This window comes from Bacillus cereus group sp. BfR-BA-01430, assembly GCF_022663115.1.
Classification (GTDB): Bacteria; Bacillota; Bacilli; order Bacillales; family Bacillaceae_G; genus Bacillus_A; species Bacillus_A cereus_BD.
In genome coordinates this window covers 115,070-130,545 of sequence record NZ_JAKUEW010000005.1, presented here as the reverse complement: position 1 = coordinate 130,545, position 15,476 = coordinate 115,070, and the positions used below count along the sequence as shown (strand labels likewise).

The window sequence follows — 15,476 nt, the reverse complement described above, 5'->3', positions numbered from 1 at the left end:
CAGGATGTTATTTAAGCTGTCTATGTCAGGATTAAAAAGTAAGCTGAAAGATTATATCGTCTTACTAATTGGTCTTGTCATGTCTATTTCAATTTTTTATATGTTCCAAACGTTAGCGTTGAATAAAGCATTTCTTCAATCTAACTCGGTCATTCAATCGATTACTTTCGTCTTTCAAGCTGGTTCGTTTTTACTAGCAATTATTACGTTCTTTTATATTTTATATGCGAATTCTTTCTTATTATCGCTTCGCCAAAAAGAATTTGGCATGTATATGATGTTAGGAGCAAAGAAACATAAAATTACTTTGCTTATGTTTATGGAAACAGTCATTATTGGAGTTGCCTCTCTCGTAATTGGGATTATAGTTGGTACAGGGCTTGCACAAGGAATCGGTCAATTATTGATGAAACAATTAGAGTTTACTGGAAGTGGTTATCAAGCGTTTTATATTCCATCGATGACCGTTACTTGTATTTTCTTTTTTGTATTATTTGTATTGTCAGCAATTATGAACAGTATTAAGTTATCACGTATTTCCGTTTTACAACTTGTTCATGCAGATGCGCAAGCAGAGCGCATTAGAGTGAAAGGGCAACTAACTAGTATTATTGCGGTACTTGCAGTTATTTTATTAGGAATTGGATATGCCTCCATGATTTATATGGATAAGTTAAAGCAAATGGGCATTATTATTGCGCTAATTACAGTAACATCAGGAACTTACATGCTGTTCGGAGCACTTCTTCCGGTTATTATTAAAAAGCTAAAGAGTAACAAAAAGCGGAATGAAAAAGGATTGAATGCCTTTACATTTGCACAATTAAATTTCCGGATTAATAGTTTAACAAGAGTACTTGCAACAGTGGCGATGTTAATTGCACTGGGTGCAGGAGCTATTTCTGGCGGGATGGCGTTTAAAAATAATGTAATGAAGACAGTGGATCTTTTTGAAGTATATGATGCAGTAATTCATAATCCAACAGCTGAACAAAAGAAAATTTTAGACGGGATTTCATTTCAAGAGAAAAGCGAATATCGCTATAAAGTAGACGATAAATTTGTTTACTACTTAAATGAAGATTTAGAAAAGAATCGTCCGATTATAATGGATACATCTAATCGTGAAAATGCGGCAAGTTTAAAGGATGTTGCTAAGTTTAAAAAAGTGTCTGAAGAACTTCCAGTTGGAGCAATTTCAGGTGGAAATGAAAAAGATCCTAACGCAAAGGTACTGCCAGAAGAGTGGAATGAAGTATTCTTTAAAATAGAACCTTTCTATGTCCATCCTAATCATACCATAAAAATTGTTGATAAAAAGATGTATAACGATATGCAAGGTACAGAAGGTATTGTATTTCTTGGAAAAACAGATGATTTTATCACATACACAAAAGAATGGAAAAAACTTGACGAATTGCAGGAAGCGAAATATAAAAATGCAAAAGAAGGAAGCTTCCAAAGTAAATATACAATGTATACAGGATTTTACACGATTGCTAGCGGGACAGTATTTATGGGGTTCTTCCTTGGAATTGCTTTCTTAGCAATGATGGCAAGTTGCTTAATGTTTAAAATTCTCTCTGGCGCTTCTAAAGATATTACACGTTATCAAATGCTTCGTAAAATTGGAGTGCGTCGTGAGTTATTAACGAAATCTATTTATAAAGAGTTATTTTTCGTATTCTTATTTCCTGCAATTATAGGTATTGTCCATGTGTTAGTTGGTATGAATATCTTCGGATTTATTTTAATTGATCCGTACTTCCGCATTTGGGTTCCAATTGTTATTTTCGTAGTCATTTACGCTATTTACTACTTAATTACAGTTCAATTGTATAAAGGAATTGTTCTTCCGAAAGAAGAATAAGGGAAAAAATACCGAGCAGAGAATGTTCGGTATTTTTTCTGCTATTATCTGAATTTCATCAACTATTAATCAGTTGCCTTCGTATTTAAAAACGACTACAATTTTACTGTTATAGAAGAACGAAAAAAACAGAATAGGAGGGGACACGATGCCAAGAAAAGTATGGCTATTAGTAGCTGGAATGATCATTAATGTCACAGGTGCTTCTTTTTTATGGCCTTTTAATACAATTTATTTACACGACCATTTAGGTAAATCTTTGTCAGTGGCCGGAATGGTATTAATGATTAACTCACTTACGGGCGTAATTGGAAATTTGCTTGGTGGTACATTGTTTGATAAGTGGGGCGGATATAAATCAACGTTACTTGGAATTGTGATTACACTTGTTGCCATTTTAGGTCTTGTATTTTTCCATGGTTGGCCATTGTATGTTATTTGGCTTGCGTTAATTGGTTTCGGTTCGGGAATGGTCTTTCCATCGATGTATGCAATGGTTGGTGCAGTTTGGCCAGAAGGTGGAAGACGTGCATTTAATGCGATGTATGTTGGACAAAATGTCGGAATTGCTGTTGGCACAGCATGCGGTGGCCTAGTTGCTTCTTATCGCTTTGATTATATTTTCTTAGCAAACTTTATTTTGTACTTTATTTTCTTTTTAATTGCTTTTATCGGTTTTCGCGGTATGGAGGATCAAAAAGAGCAACGTCTACAAACAGAAGTTAAAATGAACAAAGGGTATTCGCTTACACCGGGATTTAAAGCGCTTCTTATTGTTTGTGTAGCATATGCGTTATGTTGGGTTACGTATGTACAGTGGCAAGGGGCAATTGCAACGCATATGCAAGAGTTAAATATTAGTTTGCGTCATTACAGTTTATTATGGACGATCAATGGAGCGATGATTGTTTGTGCACAGCCGCTTGTAAGTATGATGATTCGTGCAATGAAGCGTTCTTTAAAGCAGCAAATTATGATCGGAATTGGTATTTTTGTAGCATCATTTTTTGTATTAAGTCAGGCGGAGCAATTTACAATGTTTCTTGTCGCGATGGTGACATTAACAATTGGAGAATTATTTGTATGGCCGGCTGTTCCAACAATTGCAAATATACTAGCGCCAAATGATAAACTTGGTTTTTATCAAGGGGTTGTCAATAGCGCAGCAACTGTAGGGAAAATGTTTGGACCAGTTGTTGGTGGAGCAATTGTTGATTTATACAATATGGAAGTATTGTTTATGGCAATTATGGTAATGCTTGTAATAGCATTTTTTGCCACAAGCATTTTTGATAAGAAAGTAAAAGTGGAAGAAACAGTGAACGAAAAAATTGCAGTTTAGTTTGACGGAACATATAACATGTTTTAGAATATATTTAACTTCACTCATATTTTTAATAACAGCGAGAAGGAGTAGTAGTAAGCGAAACGGGTCTAGAGAGTTGACGGTTGGTGCAAGTCAATCCATGTTTCATTATGAACTCGCCTTTGAGTTGCGATTGTGAACTTAAGTAGCAATGGCCGTTCATCCACGTTACGGATTTAAGTGAATGTAAGTATTTACATTAATTTAGGGTGGTACCGCGGGAATCTATAACCTCTCGTCCCTTTTTAGGGATGAGAGGTTTTTTGTATTTTAGGCGGTGAAAATAAATTGTATTTTAAGGAGGGAATCTCATGAGCTTTAATCATCAAGAAATTGAGAAGAAGTGGCAAGCGTATTGGGAAGAGAATAAAACATTCCGTACGCCAGATGAGACAGACAAACCAAAATTTTATGCATTAGATATGTTCCCATATCCATCAGGTGCAGGGCTTCACGTAGGACATCCAGAGGGATATACAGCAACAGATATTTTATCACGTATGAAACGTATGCAAGGGTATAATGTTCTTCATCCAATGGGATGGGATGCATTTGGTCTTCCAGCAGAGCAATATGCACTTGATACGGGGAATAGCCCAGCGGAATTTACAGAGAAAAATATTAACACATTCCGTAATCAAATTAAGTCACTTGGCTTCTCATACGATTGGGATCGCGAAGTAAATACAACAGATCCGAATTATTATAAATGGACACAATGGATTTTCTTAAAGCTATTTGAAAAAGGTTTAGCTTATGTGGATGAAATTCCTGTAAACTGGTGCCCAGCACTTGGTACAGTGCTTGCGAATGAAGAAGTAATTGATGGTAAGAGTGAGCGCGGTGGACACCCTGTTGAGCGCCGTCCGATGAAACAATGGATGCTAAAAATTACTGCATATGCAGATCGCTTACTAGAAGACTTAGATGAGCTTGATTGGCCAGAAAGTTTAAAAGATATGCAACGCAACTGGATTGGACGTTCTGAAGGTGCAGAAGTACATTTTAATATCGACGGTACAGATAAGAAATTTACAATCTTTACAACGCGCCCTGATACATTATTTGGAGCAACTTACTGCGTACTTGCTCCAGAGCATGCACTTGTTGCAGAAATTACAACAGAAGATCAAAAAGAAGCTGTAGAAGCTTACATTGATGTTGTAAAATCGAAAAGTGATTTAGAACGTACAGAGCTTGCGAAAGAAAAAACAGGTGTATTCACGGGTGCATACGCAATCAATCCTGTAAACGGAGAGAAATTACCAATTTGGATTGCTGATTATGTGCTTGCTAGCTATGGAACAGGTGCTGTAATGGCAGTTCCAGCTCATGATGAACGCGATTATGAGTTTGCCAAAACTTTTGATCTGCCAATGAAAGAAGTGGTAAAAGGCGGAGACATTACGAAAGAAGCATACACAGCTGATGGGGAACACATCGATTCTGCATTCCTTAATGGTTTAAATAAGGAAGAGGCAATTGCAAAAATGATTGAATGGCTTGAAGTAACAGGCGCAGGAAATCAAAAAGTAACGTACCGCCTTCGTGACTGGTTATTTAGTCGTCAACGTTATTGGGGTGAGCCAATTCCAATTATCCATTGGGAAGATGGTACGATGACAGCGGTGAAAGAAGAAGAATTACCGTTAGTTCTTCCAAAAACAGATAATATTCGTCCGTCTGGAACAGGTGAATCACCACTTGCAAACATCGATGAGTGGGTAAATGTTGTAGATCCAGAGACTGGTAAAAAAGGCCGTCGTGAAACAAATACAATGCCGCAATGGGCTGGTAGCTGCTGGTACTATTTACGTTATATCGATCCAAACAATAACGAAGCACTTGTAGATCCTGAAAAAGCAAAACAATGGCTTCCAGTTGATATTTATATTGGCGGGGCAGAGCATGCTGTACTTCATTTACTATATGCTCGTTTCTGGCATAAAGTATTATATGATATCGGTGTTGTTCCAACGAAAGAGCCATTCCAACAACTATTTAACCAAGGTATGATTTTAGGAGAAAACAACGAGAAAATGAGTAAGTCAAAAGGTAACGTTGTAAACCCTGATGACATCGTAGCAAGCCATGGTGCTGATACACTTCGTCTTTACGAAATGTTCATGGGACCATTAGATGCTTCAATCGCTTGGTCTGAAAACGGCCTTGATGGAGCGCGTCGTTTCTTAGATCGCGTATGGCGCCTATTCGTTCAAGAAAACGGTGAATTAAGCGAGAAAATTACAGATGCGCCGAATAAAGAGCTTGAAAAAGCATATCACCAAACAGTGAAGAAAGTAACAGAAGACTATGAAGAGCTTCATTTTAATACTGCAATTTCTCAAATGATGATGTTTATTAATGATGCATATAAAGCGGAAACGCTTCCGAAAGAATATGTAGAAGGTTTCGTGAAGTTACTTGCACCAGTTGCACCGCACATTGCAGAGGAACTTTGGAGCAAGCTTGGTTATAATGAAACAATCACATATGCAAGCTGGCCAACATTTGATGAGTCTAAACTTGTAGAAGATGAAGTAGAAATTGTTGTTCAAGTAATGGGAAAAGTTCGTGCAAAACTGAAAATGAAAAAAGACGCATCAAAAGAAGAAATGGAACAACTTGCACTTGAAGAAGTGAAAGAACAAATTGAAGGGAAAACAGTTCGCAAAGTAATTGTCGTTCCTGGAAAACTTGTTAATATTGTTGCAAACTGATGAAAAAGAGCAGTCCTTTATAAGAAGGCTGCTCTTTTTCATAGTGGAAAAAAGATGAATTCCTATACAGACAAACACCTATTCAATTGTGTGCAATATGATAAAAAAGGTAGACTAAACTTGAGAAGAAGAGGTGAAAGAAATGAAAGGGATAGATAATAAAGCACCATATGGATTTATGATTAGTGGAGACCATCACTATGCTCCGATGGGAATTGGTGGAGGAGCAGGAGGATTCCCGCCATCTGTAGCTGGTGTGCAAACAGGAATGCCAGGGGTAGCACCAGGGTTTCCAGGAGGATTCTCTTCAGGGGCTGTAATGGGTAGCCAACTAGGGGGACCGACTGTATTTCCAGCACCAGGAATTGGTGTTGCAGCAGGTATAGGAGCAGTGAATCCATATGGTGTTTACGGACATCATGGACATCATGGACACCACGGACATCATGGGCATCACGGACATCATGGACACCACGGACATCATGGGCATCAACAAGACCAGCACCATCATCAAGGACAACACCATCAAACTTGGTACGGCGGAGCGACAAGGGATTCCGAAGGGACAGATGGTCATACAGGATATAACGGATGTTGATGATTGGAATCTAGCACATATAAAAAATTCTCTTGTGCGCAAGAGGATTTTTTTATTGGGCATAGTAAGGTGAGGAGGTGTTACATATGGGAAAAGGTAGAAGTAATAATGCTGGTAAAAAACAGCCGAATTTTGATGATTCATCTAACTTTGCTAAGCAAAGTCAACCGACAGAGAAAAAGAAGAAATAGTGGAAAGGAGCTATCTTGTTTGGATAGCTCCTTTTTACATAATTTTCATTTTAATGATTTTGCTAATGCTTCTTGGCGTTGACGCTCGATTTCTGCGCGAAGTTGTGGCTCGGGTGCTTGCCAACCTTCTGGTTTTAAAATTTTGCCGTCTCCTTCGCGAAAGCGCGGTTTTCCATCAGGAAATAACTTTGCCATATTGGCATTATTCACAATTTCAAATCCTTTATCTGGACGCACTCCCATTTCTGCAAATGTTCCAAAGGCAAAATAAATAAGATCGATTAATGCATCATATTGATCTTCTAGAGTTGTTGCTTCTAAAAACTCTTCTAATTCTTCTTGCATAAAGCTTGCGCGAATCTTTGCACGTTCTTCCGTTAATTTTGTTGGTACATCTGTAACTGGGTGTCCGAATACTTCATGCATTTTTGCGACAAGTTCATATCCTTTATCTAGACCTTTTTCGTTAGACATGTTGTTTCATCCTTTCTTACTATGTGCCGAATTCCATTGTAACATAAGATCTTTGTTATTCTTCTTTCTTTATGAAAAATGATACAGCGATATCGATTCCGAATATTCCGACAAGAAGTGATGGAATAACAATGAGTAAATAACGAGTGAAAGAAACATTTTTTAAATATGTATGTGCAAATAAAAATACTAAGAGAAATAGAACCCCATTTAAAATAGGTTTTATCAATTTTTTTAACATAAGCTCTCCCGTAACTCCTTTTTCTCTATGTAAGGCATAAAAAAACTCCCCCTTCTCCGTTGTACCATGCTAGAGGGAGGAGTTCAATCTTTATGTTAGATTCTATTATTCAATAACCCCTGAATTTGTAATATTTACTTTATATTGAACTTTAATAGGTACATCTTTATACATTGCTTTCCATTTCTCTAAGTTGAATGGTCGATAGTGCTGCCTAAATCTTGCCCCAAGGCCAATGGGATCGACATCCAAAGATTGAAAGTGTTTAATGAGTTTTGCTGCTCTTGTATTGAGTTGTTTTTCGATAGATCTAGCAATTTTTTGTGTATTCTTCTTATTTTCCAAACTAAATTTTCTTGATAATTCTTGAATACGTGCATCAAGTTTCACTGTAATGAGAAAAGAAGGTCTGCCGTTTTTTACATGTACTTGGTAAGTAGGGGTAGAGCGAATATTATTAATGATTGTGTATCCAGGGTTTGTTTTGAATTCCTGTGAATCTAATCGATGTTTTTCAACTAATCCTTTAAATACAAACAGATCTCGTTGCTTGATTTTTCCGACATATTTATCTTTCTTGAAAAGAGCAATACCAGTAATTTTTACTTTGTCTTTGCTTTTTTTTAAGATAGGAATATAGTAGTCTTGGCCTACGCGATAATAACGGAATGCACCCAAATATACATTATCGGTTGGCAAAGGACCAGTTTGCATATTATGCTCCAATAACTTTTTTATATAAATTGCAACATTTGATGAGGTTGTATACTTTTCTTCAAATAATTCACGCCCATTTCCATCTAATAAGGCAACATATAAGGCATTTCCGACATTTACATCACGAATGAGCGTGTCAAATGAAGTGAACAATCCTTTTTTAGCGATGTTCATTGTGAACAGAGCAACGCGCATTTGGCCGTTTGCAAACGGTTGGGAAGATGTTAAAGCAGTATCGGCTTTTACTTGTTTTACAGCATTCCCTACCCCTTCAAAAACTTGAACTTTATTTCCTTTTTCCTGTACGGGACAAACAAATGTTACTTTTACTTTATCATCTTTCGCTGTATCAAAAACCGTTCCTTGAATGAGCTGAATATCATCAATAATCGTTTTTTGTAAGCAACCAGTCATACTAAACATACAGAAACAGGAAAGGAGAATTACTTTTGTTTTGATTTTTTCCATTTTCTTTTCACCCACATAATAAGAAATAAAATCGGGATGTACATATAAAGAACAAAAAAGCTAGTATGAGATATCATGCTAATAAAATCATTAATATCGTGTCGATTTGTTAATAGTTGTGAAATAATGATTGTAATGAACAAAAGAGCGATTAAAATCTTTTTTTGTTTCACACGAAAGACTTCATATGTACCTCTTGTTGCAGCCCATAATGGAAGTAAGAAACTTGGCATAATGACAAGAGCGTAAGCAGAGATTGCAATGTACTCTAAGCGCTCAATAAAGGGAAGTTGAATAACCTGTGTCATAGAAAGCTGCGGCCATATTGTTTGTAATAACTGATTTTCACTAAAAAAAGCAAAGGCTAGCATAGTACTGAATACGTATAAAATGTTAGAAAATAGTGCGCCATATTGTGCGAATTTATGAGACTTTTGTGCCCCTTTTACAAATGGATAAATCATAAGGTATACTTCAAATCCAGTCATCGTGTAAATAGAGGATTGTGCTGCTTTTAATATATCCTGAACAGAATGAGAAAATATAGGAAGTAAATTTTCCCACTGTGCATATTTTAGAACAAATAAACTAAGGAAAAGATAACCGAAAATTCCGGCGATAGAAATTACGCATATGCCGGTCATAACGCGAAATCCTGATGAGATAATGTAATAGCTAAGTAAGCAGAAGAAAAAGGTCAATGTCCATGTAGAAGCGGTAGGAAACATCCATACTTGAACAATTTCGACATAGGTTCGGATAACGGAAATACTTACAATGAAAAAGTAAGTCACAAAGAGTAGGTTCATTCCTGTTCCAACCCACTTTCCGAACAGCTCTTGATGTAAATCAATTAAATTTCCCTCATTTTCTTTTAACAAGAAATGCATCATCCAGATGAGAATGTGGATGGTAATTCCGACAATGAGAACTCCTATCCAACCATCGTATCCTGCGGACTTTGCGATGATGCGTGCAAAGCCTAAAACCCCCGCTCCAAATTGTGCACCATGAATTAAGAAGAAAACAAAGATAGGTGATATTTGATATTTTGTTTTAACTTTACTCATAAGATGCACCTCGCTTTATTCATCAAAATCAGATCTATGTTTTATTGGAATACCTTTTGCAGTCTTTTTTACGTGCTGTGGTCTTGTTTGTACATCTCTTGTATCAATTACAGATAGAGGAAACCGCACCCAAGAGTCCTTAAAGGATTGTTTCCTTGCTGGATAAAAGAGGGCATATGGTTTGCGTAAAGATGATAGGCGGAATAAATGGGTAAATAAAAAAAGAAATCCAAGTACAATGCCTAAAAGTCCGCCTAATTCTGCACTAATCAAAAATGGGAATCGTAATAATCGCACAGTGTTTCCCATTTTATAAATAGGTGTAATAAAGGAAGCAAGTGCAGATAAAGCAACAATAATTAAGAGAATATTACTTGTTAAACCAGCTTCAACAGAGGCTTGACCAATTACAATCCCCCCTACAATACCGAGCGTTTGCCCTACTTTCATTGGGAGTCTGGCGCCTGCTTCTCTTAATAAATCAATTGCAAGTTCTAAAAATAGCGCTTCTATTAAAGGAGGGAATGGAACTTGGGCTCTGGATAAAATCAATGTTTCTAATAAGTCGCTTGGAATCAATTCATAATGATAGCTTAAGACAGCGACATATAATGGAGTTGCACAAATCGAAAAAAGAACAGCAATTAAACGTAACATTCTCGAAAATGTAGCATACATCCAAGAGACGTTGTAATCTTCAGGTGAAACAAAGAAATCAAAATAAGAGACAGGCGTAAGTAAAACGCTAGGTGAGCCGTCGACAAAAATAGCAATTTTTCCATCGATTAAAGCTTTTGTTACTCTATCAGTGCGCTCTGTATTAATATAGAGAGGGAAAATTGACTTTTCACCCATTAATTCTTGAATATAAGAACTGTCATTAATTTGATCATATTTAATTGTTCGAAGAGACTCTTCTAAGAAAGCAACATTTTCTTTTTCAGCAAGGTTGTCTAAGTACATCATCACAACCTTTGTCTTTGAAAAAGCTCCAATGATAATTTCTTTCGTTTGTAATGCTAATACTGGGAGGCGTTTTCGGACTAAATTTATATTTGTATCAATATCTTCGACGAAACCCTCTTGTGGGCCAACTACTGTTGATTCATTTAATGGTGCAGTTGGTGCTCGATAATTATCAATTGCGATATTTGCAAGTAGACATTTTGGATCTTTTTCATGTAATTGAACAATTGCGTGCCCCTTTAAGACCATATCTTCTATTTTTTGTAAATCATTTGTAATTATAATTCCACTCATTGGAATGTGTTCTTTCAATTCTTCTAATGTAGAGCATGTGCGTTCTAATAATGTTGGCATTAAATATTTTTGTAACTTTTCACCGTCAAGTGATGGCCGATAGTAAGAAATCCAGTATGGCATTGTTTCATCATCGGATGTGTGATAATTGACAAAATCGCTAGATGCTTTCAATTTCTCTAACAAATCTTGAAGAGTGTGAACCTTTTCTTTCTTCGGTTGACTGAAATCATAAATGCTATTGTCACTAGTATGTGTATGGGTTGCTTCTTGAACAGGTTGTTGCTTATTGAGGATCTGTTCTCCTCGCTGAGAAGCTTGATTAAGGTGCTGTTGTTCGGATTGCTTTTGCTCTCTTTGCTGAGAAGTTTGCACAAGGCGTTGCTGCTCGTCCTGCTTAGCAGTTTCCTTTTGGATCTTTGCTGTTTTTTTCTTTCGTAACCAGTTCCAAATCATTGCTTTCTCCCTCTTTAACTTATGTAAGATGATGTTAGTTTATGGTGTATTTTGTTTCTTATACATATGTCTGGAAAGAAAACTGTGATATAAAAAGAAGGTTTTCTTTTAGAAACGTGTAATCTTTTTATAAGCAAAATTGATTTGTTATGAAAATGATGGGACTTGAGATGGAGTATGAAAAATAATCAAATATGTAAAAGCAGTTGCCATTATAGACGGAAAAATTGAGCGGGTTAGTAGAGAGGTTGGAAGAATAAGATGTTTGAAAGGAGAAATGGAACGTGTATGTGAAAAAAGAGTGTTTTTCTTTGAAACAATTTACATTTGCAAATAAAAAGAAAATTCCTATTCAGATGGGATATGAAACATATGGGAAGTTAAATAAGGAAAAATCCAATGCGATTTTAGTTTGTCATTATTTTAGTGCAACGAGTCATGCGGCAGGAAAGTATACGGAGAATGATTTACTGCCTGGATGGTGGGATGGGTTGATTGGACCAGGAAAAGCAATTGATACGGACCAATACTTTGTTATATGTACGGATAATCTTTGTAATGTTCAAGTGAAAAATCCGTATGTTATAACGACAGGGCCAAAGTCAATGAATCCAGAAACCGGTTTGGAATATGGGATGGATTTTCCAGTATTCACTTTTTTAGATGTTGCTCGCATCCAATATGAATTAATAAAAGAAATAGGGATTAACAGGTTACACGCTGTAATTGGGCCATCGGCAGGTGGGATGATTGCGCAGCAATGGGCGGTTCATTATCCGCATATGGTCGAACGAATGATAGGTGTAATTACGAATCCGCAAAATCCAGTTGTAACATCTGTGAATGTTTTGCGGAATGCAATTGATGCCATTCAGTTGGATCCGAAATGGCAGGATGGGACTTATGGGGAAGAGCAACCAATTAAGGGATTACATGTAGCAAGTAAAATGATGTTTATCAATGCATTTGATGCGAAGTATTATGAAAAGGAATTTCCGCGTAATAGTACCGAAACAAAACCGTATGAAAACTTTGGTTCACCGACATCATTTGAGAAAGAGATTGATCGCTTAACGCTTCAAAATATTCAATTTGTAGACGCAAATTCATGGATGTATACTGCAAAGGCAACGTTATTACATGATATTGCGTATGGCTTCTCCTCTATGGATGAGGCACTTTCACAAATTGAGGCAAATGTGCTGATGATTCCATGTAAGCAAGACGTATTACAACCAGCACATTATAATTATAAAATGGTTGATAGCCTGAAAAAACAAGGGAAATTTGCAGAAGTATATGAGATTGAAAGCACGAATGGACATATGGCTGGAGTGATGGATATCCATCTATTTGAGAAGAAATTGTATGAGTTTTTGAATCGTAAAATATCTAGTTTTGTATAAAGAAAGGTGCATATTTAGCAAGTAGCACCTTTCTTTATACAAACTTTAAACGAAAAATATACGTGGCAATGCATGCGCCGAAAAAAGCGATGCTAAGTAATAAAAGTAGGAATGAGATTTCTTGAAACGATAGCTTATTATAGTTTTTCTTCATATTAAATACAATGATAGAAAGAATAAGAAAAATAAGGCCCATAAAGAAAAATGAAAGTGTCATGTCACTTCGCTCCTTTCGTAAAACAAGTATTATGAGAATACAATGTGAAAGTTAGCTTTGTAAAGTATAAATATTGATAAAAAGTTGAGAAAGAGATAAGAAAAGGTACAGTTTCATTTCTTTGCGTTCAGCCATCAGCATGCTAAAATTGGTGAGTAAAGAGGAAAAATACTGTTTCAAAGTTTTATTGTATATAAGGAGGAACAATCGATGACAGAAGTAAAAACAATTACAACAGAAGAAGTACAAAAGCGTCTCGAAAATGGAGAGACATTATTTCTAGTAGATGTACGTGAAGATGAAGAAGTGGCGCAAGGGAAAATTCCAGAAGCTGTACATATAAAAATGGGTGACATTGCAAATAAATTGGAATTCTTTGATAAGGAAAATGAATATATTTTTATTTGTAGATCAGGAATGCGCAGTGAAAATGTATGTCACTATTTAAATGAGCAAGGATTTAAAACCGTCAATATGGTTGGCGGTATGCTGCAATATAAAGGAGAAATTAAATAATGAATTTATAAAAACTTGAAACGTGTCTGTTTCAAGTTTTTTTTCTTATGCATACAGTGTACAAAGGAGGGAATAATTTGGGTGCGCGAATTCGTAATATGAAAATTATCAATAATAAAGGCAACGTGAATGTAGGCGATTATTATAGCCTTTCACCTTCAGGGGTTCAAAAAGTATATGCTGGTGCTGGCGGGTCAAGCATCGCTAATTTTTTTAATGGCAAACGTATGCAACCTGAAACGCCAAGAGTTCCAGAGTTTTTCCCGCCATTAGAAACGAGTGAATTAACATTAGGATCATAAAGGAAAGGAGGAATAAATATGCCTGCTCATATTCAAAAATTTGTCATTGTAAATCAGTATGGAAATATATTTACAGGTGATCACTTAAGTGATACTTCATTTGTTGCTTCTAAAACATATAGCGGGGCATTGGGACCGACGTGCATCGATGTTGTAACAGTAGTTGGTACAACATCAAATCTTTGCTTACAACCAGGTGACACAGTGACAACAACGTATACAAGAGGAACACAAACATCTGAAAGTCAAAATACAGGATTATAAGGGGAGAATCCCGTTGGAATTTTGCAAGCAGTGCCAAATACAGATGCTTTTAATTCCGCGCCTGGTTTATAAGAAATAATCCCCTGATTGTAGGGGATTATTTCTTAAGGTGCATGGGCATGCGTTTTCGATAAATTACGTAGCTGCGACGTAAATATTTTACGGGAACACTAAATACATGTACGAGTCTTGTGAATGGCCAAGTTGCAAAAAGGCCTAGTGCTGCAATAATATGAATTTTAAACCAAATCGGTACGTCTGCCATATATTCTGCTTTCGGACTGAAAATGAACAGACTACGGAACCATGGGCCAATTGTTGTACGGTAATCAAAGCCTTTTGCATCAATATTGAAAAAGGTAGAAGAAAGACCGGCTAACATAACAATGAACAGTAGAATGAGAGCTATATAGTCTCCTTTTGTACTTGTTGCAATCATACGTTTTACTGTAAAACGACGATACATTAAGATTACTAATCCAACAATAGAAGCAATTCCAGCAGGAAGTCCGAAACTAATAGCAATGATATGATAAGTATACTCTGAAATACCGAGTGAGCGATAGACAGATTCCGGAATTAAAATTCCCATAATATGACCGCCGATTACAAACATAATTCCAAAGTGAAAGAGAAGACTTCCAATTCGAAGTATTTTCTTTTCGAGCAGTTCACTAGATTTTGATGTCCAACCAAATTGGTCATAGTTATAGCGAAAAATGTGTCCGCCGATAAAGATTGCGAAAATGATATAAGGAAATAGCACCCAGAAAAATTGATCCAGCATGTTTAGAGAACTCCTTTCTCATTTGTTTGTACACCCCATGCATCAATAGCAAGCAGAACGGAAGCGATGATTGGTTCATGTAGACAATTTGCTTTTTTTAATTGCTCATGCAAAGCTTGTATATTTTTCATGTACTTACTTATAAGTGGATCACAATCTTCTTCCGGTGCGTTTGCTAGAAATTCAAGAAGAAGTGGTAAGTAATCAGGAAGCTCCTTATCTGTTACCATAAAGCCAGCTTTTTGATAATGTTGTTTTAATTCTAGTAATTCAATTCCGCGTTCTCTTTGTTCACCTGTATTCATATAAGTTAAGTATAAATTTGTCTTTTTTCCGAAGTCGAATGTATACACATACGAGTCGATTAGTTGCGCATCTGTTTTGTTCTGTACTTGTTTTATGAATCTTGTAAGCAATGTGCGAATTTCTTCATTTGTAATCGTACGGATTGTTTCTTGTAGTTCGGGTAAAGCTTCTCTCCATCCTGCTTCAGGATAGGAGAGAAGGAAGGAAGTACAAGAAAAAGCGGTTTGTAAACTTTGTTTCATCGTTG

General features: G+C 36.3%; 15 protein-coding genes, 1 pseudogene and 1 other annotated feature. Of the genes and pseudogenes, 8 read left to right on the top strand and 8 right to left on the bottom strand.

The genetic code is table 11. From position 1 onward, the window contains the following. Positions 1 to 4 precede the first annotated feature (4 nt). The 4 genes from MR058_RS11810 (at position 5) to MR058_RS11795 (ending at position 6,554) form a co-directional block, all read left to right on the top strand. On the top strand, positions 5 to 1,870 hold the full coding sequence (locus MR058_RS11810) for an FtsX-like permease family protein (RefSeq protein WP_048723988.1): 1,866 nt from the start codon (positions 5 to 7) through the stop codon (positions 1,868 to 1,870). 148 nt (positions 1,871 to 2,018) lie between these two features. Continuing rightward, on the top strand, positions 2,019 to 3,212 hold the full coding sequence (locus MR058_RS11805) for an MDR family MFS transporter (RefSeq protein WP_048723990.1): 1,194 nt from the start codon (positions 2,019 to 2,021) through the stop codon (positions 3,210 to 3,212). A gap of 52 nt (positions 3,213 to 3,264) precedes the next feature. Then, positions 3,265 to 3,482 (top strand) — a binding site (T-box leader). A gap of 65 nt (positions 3,483 to 3,547) precedes the next feature. Beyond that, positions 3,548 to 5,956, top strand: coding sequence for a leucine--tRNA ligase (gene leuS / locus MR058_RS11800; protein ID WP_242144202.1), 2,409 nt, complete (start codon positions 3,548 to 3,550; stop codon positions 5,954 to 5,956). 142 nt (positions 5,957 to 6,098) lie between these two features. Next, positions 6,099 to 6,554, top strand: coding sequence for a hypothetical protein (locus tag MR058_RS11795; protein ID WP_313949172.1), 456 nt, complete (start codon positions 6,099 to 6,101; stop codon positions 6,552 to 6,554). 236 nt (positions 6,555 to 6,790) lie between these two features. Here MR058_RS11795 and MR058_RS11790 read toward each other — a convergent pair whose 3' ends face one another. From MR058_RS11790 to MR058_RS11770, 5 genes are all read right to left on the bottom strand, one after another. After that, positions 6,791 to 7,219 (bottom strand): pyrophosphohydrolase domain-containing protein, encoded by a 429-nt coding sequence (locus tag MR058_RS11790; RefSeq protein ID WP_012095871.1) that lies wholly within the window; start codon positions 7,217 to 7,219, stop codon positions 6,791 to 6,793. Between the two features lie 55 nt (positions 7,220 to 7,274). Continuing rightward, positions 7,275 to 7,460, bottom strand: a complete 186-nt coding sequence (locus tag MR058_RS11785; protein WP_012095870.1) for a hypothetical protein — start codon at positions 7,458 to 7,460, stop codon at positions 7,275 to 7,277. Between the two features lie 105 nt (positions 7,461 to 7,565). Then, entirely contained in the window at positions 7,566 to 8,645 is a 1,080-nt protein-coding gene (locus MR058_RS11780; RefSeq protein WP_210351829.1) for a Ger(x)C family spore germination protein, read from the bottom strand. After that, positions 8,621 to 9,715, bottom strand: a complete 1,095-nt coding sequence (locus tag MR058_RS11775) for a spore germination protein (RefSeq protein WP_048723994.1) — start codon at positions 9,713 to 9,715, stop codon at positions 8,621 to 8,623. Before MR058_RS11775 ends, MR058_RS11780 begins: the two co-directional genes overlap by 25 nt. Positions 9,716 to 9,730: 15 nt before the next feature. Next, entirely contained in the window at positions 9,731 to 11,431 is a 1,701-nt protein-coding gene (locus MR058_RS11770) for a spore germination protein (protein WP_094398375.1), read from the bottom strand. 284 nt (positions 11,432 to 11,715) lie between these two features. Between MR058_RS11770 and MR058_RS11765 the strand changes: the two genes are divergently transcribed. Continuing rightward, positions 11,716 to 12,837, top strand: coding sequence for a homoserine O-acetyltransferase family protein (locus MR058_RS11765; protein ID WP_048723995.1), 1,122 nt, complete (start codon positions 11,716 to 11,718; stop codon positions 12,835 to 12,837). A 34-nt stretch (positions 12,838 to 12,871) separates the two neighbouring features. Here the strand turns inward: MR058_RS11765 and MR058_RS11760 are convergent, their stop codons facing one another. Then, entirely contained in the window at positions 12,872 to 13,054 is a 183-nt protein-coding gene (locus MR058_RS11760; protein WP_012095864.1) for a hypothetical protein, read from the bottom strand. Between the two features lie 210 nt (positions 13,055 to 13,264). Here MR058_RS11760 and MR058_RS11755 point away from each other — a divergent pair, with 210 nt between their 5' ends. The 3 genes and pseudogenes from MR058_RS11755 to MR058_RS11745 all read left to right on the top strand — a co-directional run bounded on the left by MR058_RS11755 (position 13,265) and on the right by MR058_RS11745 (position 14,208). Beyond that, complete coding sequence (locus tag MR058_RS11755) at positions 13,265 to 13,570, top strand: rhodanese-like domain-containing protein (RefSeq protein WP_048723996.1); 306 nt, start codon at positions 13,265 to 13,267, stop codon at positions 13,568 to 13,570. 77 nt (positions 13,571 to 13,647) lie between these two features. Beyond that, on the top strand, positions 13,648 to 13,872 hold the full coding sequence (locus tag MR058_RS11750; RefSeq protein ID WP_048723997.1) for a spore germination protein: 225 nt from the start codon (positions 13,648 to 13,650) through the stop codon (positions 13,870 to 13,872). A gap of 18 nt (positions 13,873 to 13,890) precedes the next feature. Then, positions 13,891 to 14,208, top strand: a pseudogene (locus MR058_RS11745) (hypothetical protein). 25 nt (positions 14,209 to 14,233) lie between these two features. Here MR058_RS11745 and narI read toward each other — a convergent pair. Together narI and narJ are read right to left on the bottom strand one after the other, a co-directional pair. Further along, positions 14,234 to 14,923, bottom strand: a complete 690-nt coding sequence (narI, locus tag MR058_RS11740; protein ID WP_012095859.1) for a respiratory nitrate reductase subunit gamma — start codon at positions 14,921 to 14,923, stop codon at positions 14,234 to 14,236. Between the two features lie 2 nt (positions 14,924 to 14,925). Further along, positions 14,926 to 15,471 carry a nitrate reductase molybdenum cofactor assembly chaperone gene (gene narJ, locus MR058_RS11735; RefSeq protein WP_012095858.1) on the bottom strand — a complete coding sequence of 182 codons (546 nt, stop codon included), beginning with the start codon at positions 15,469 to 15,471 and terminating at the stop codon, positions 14,926 to 14,928. Positions 15,472 to 15,476 lie beyond the last annotated feature (5 nt).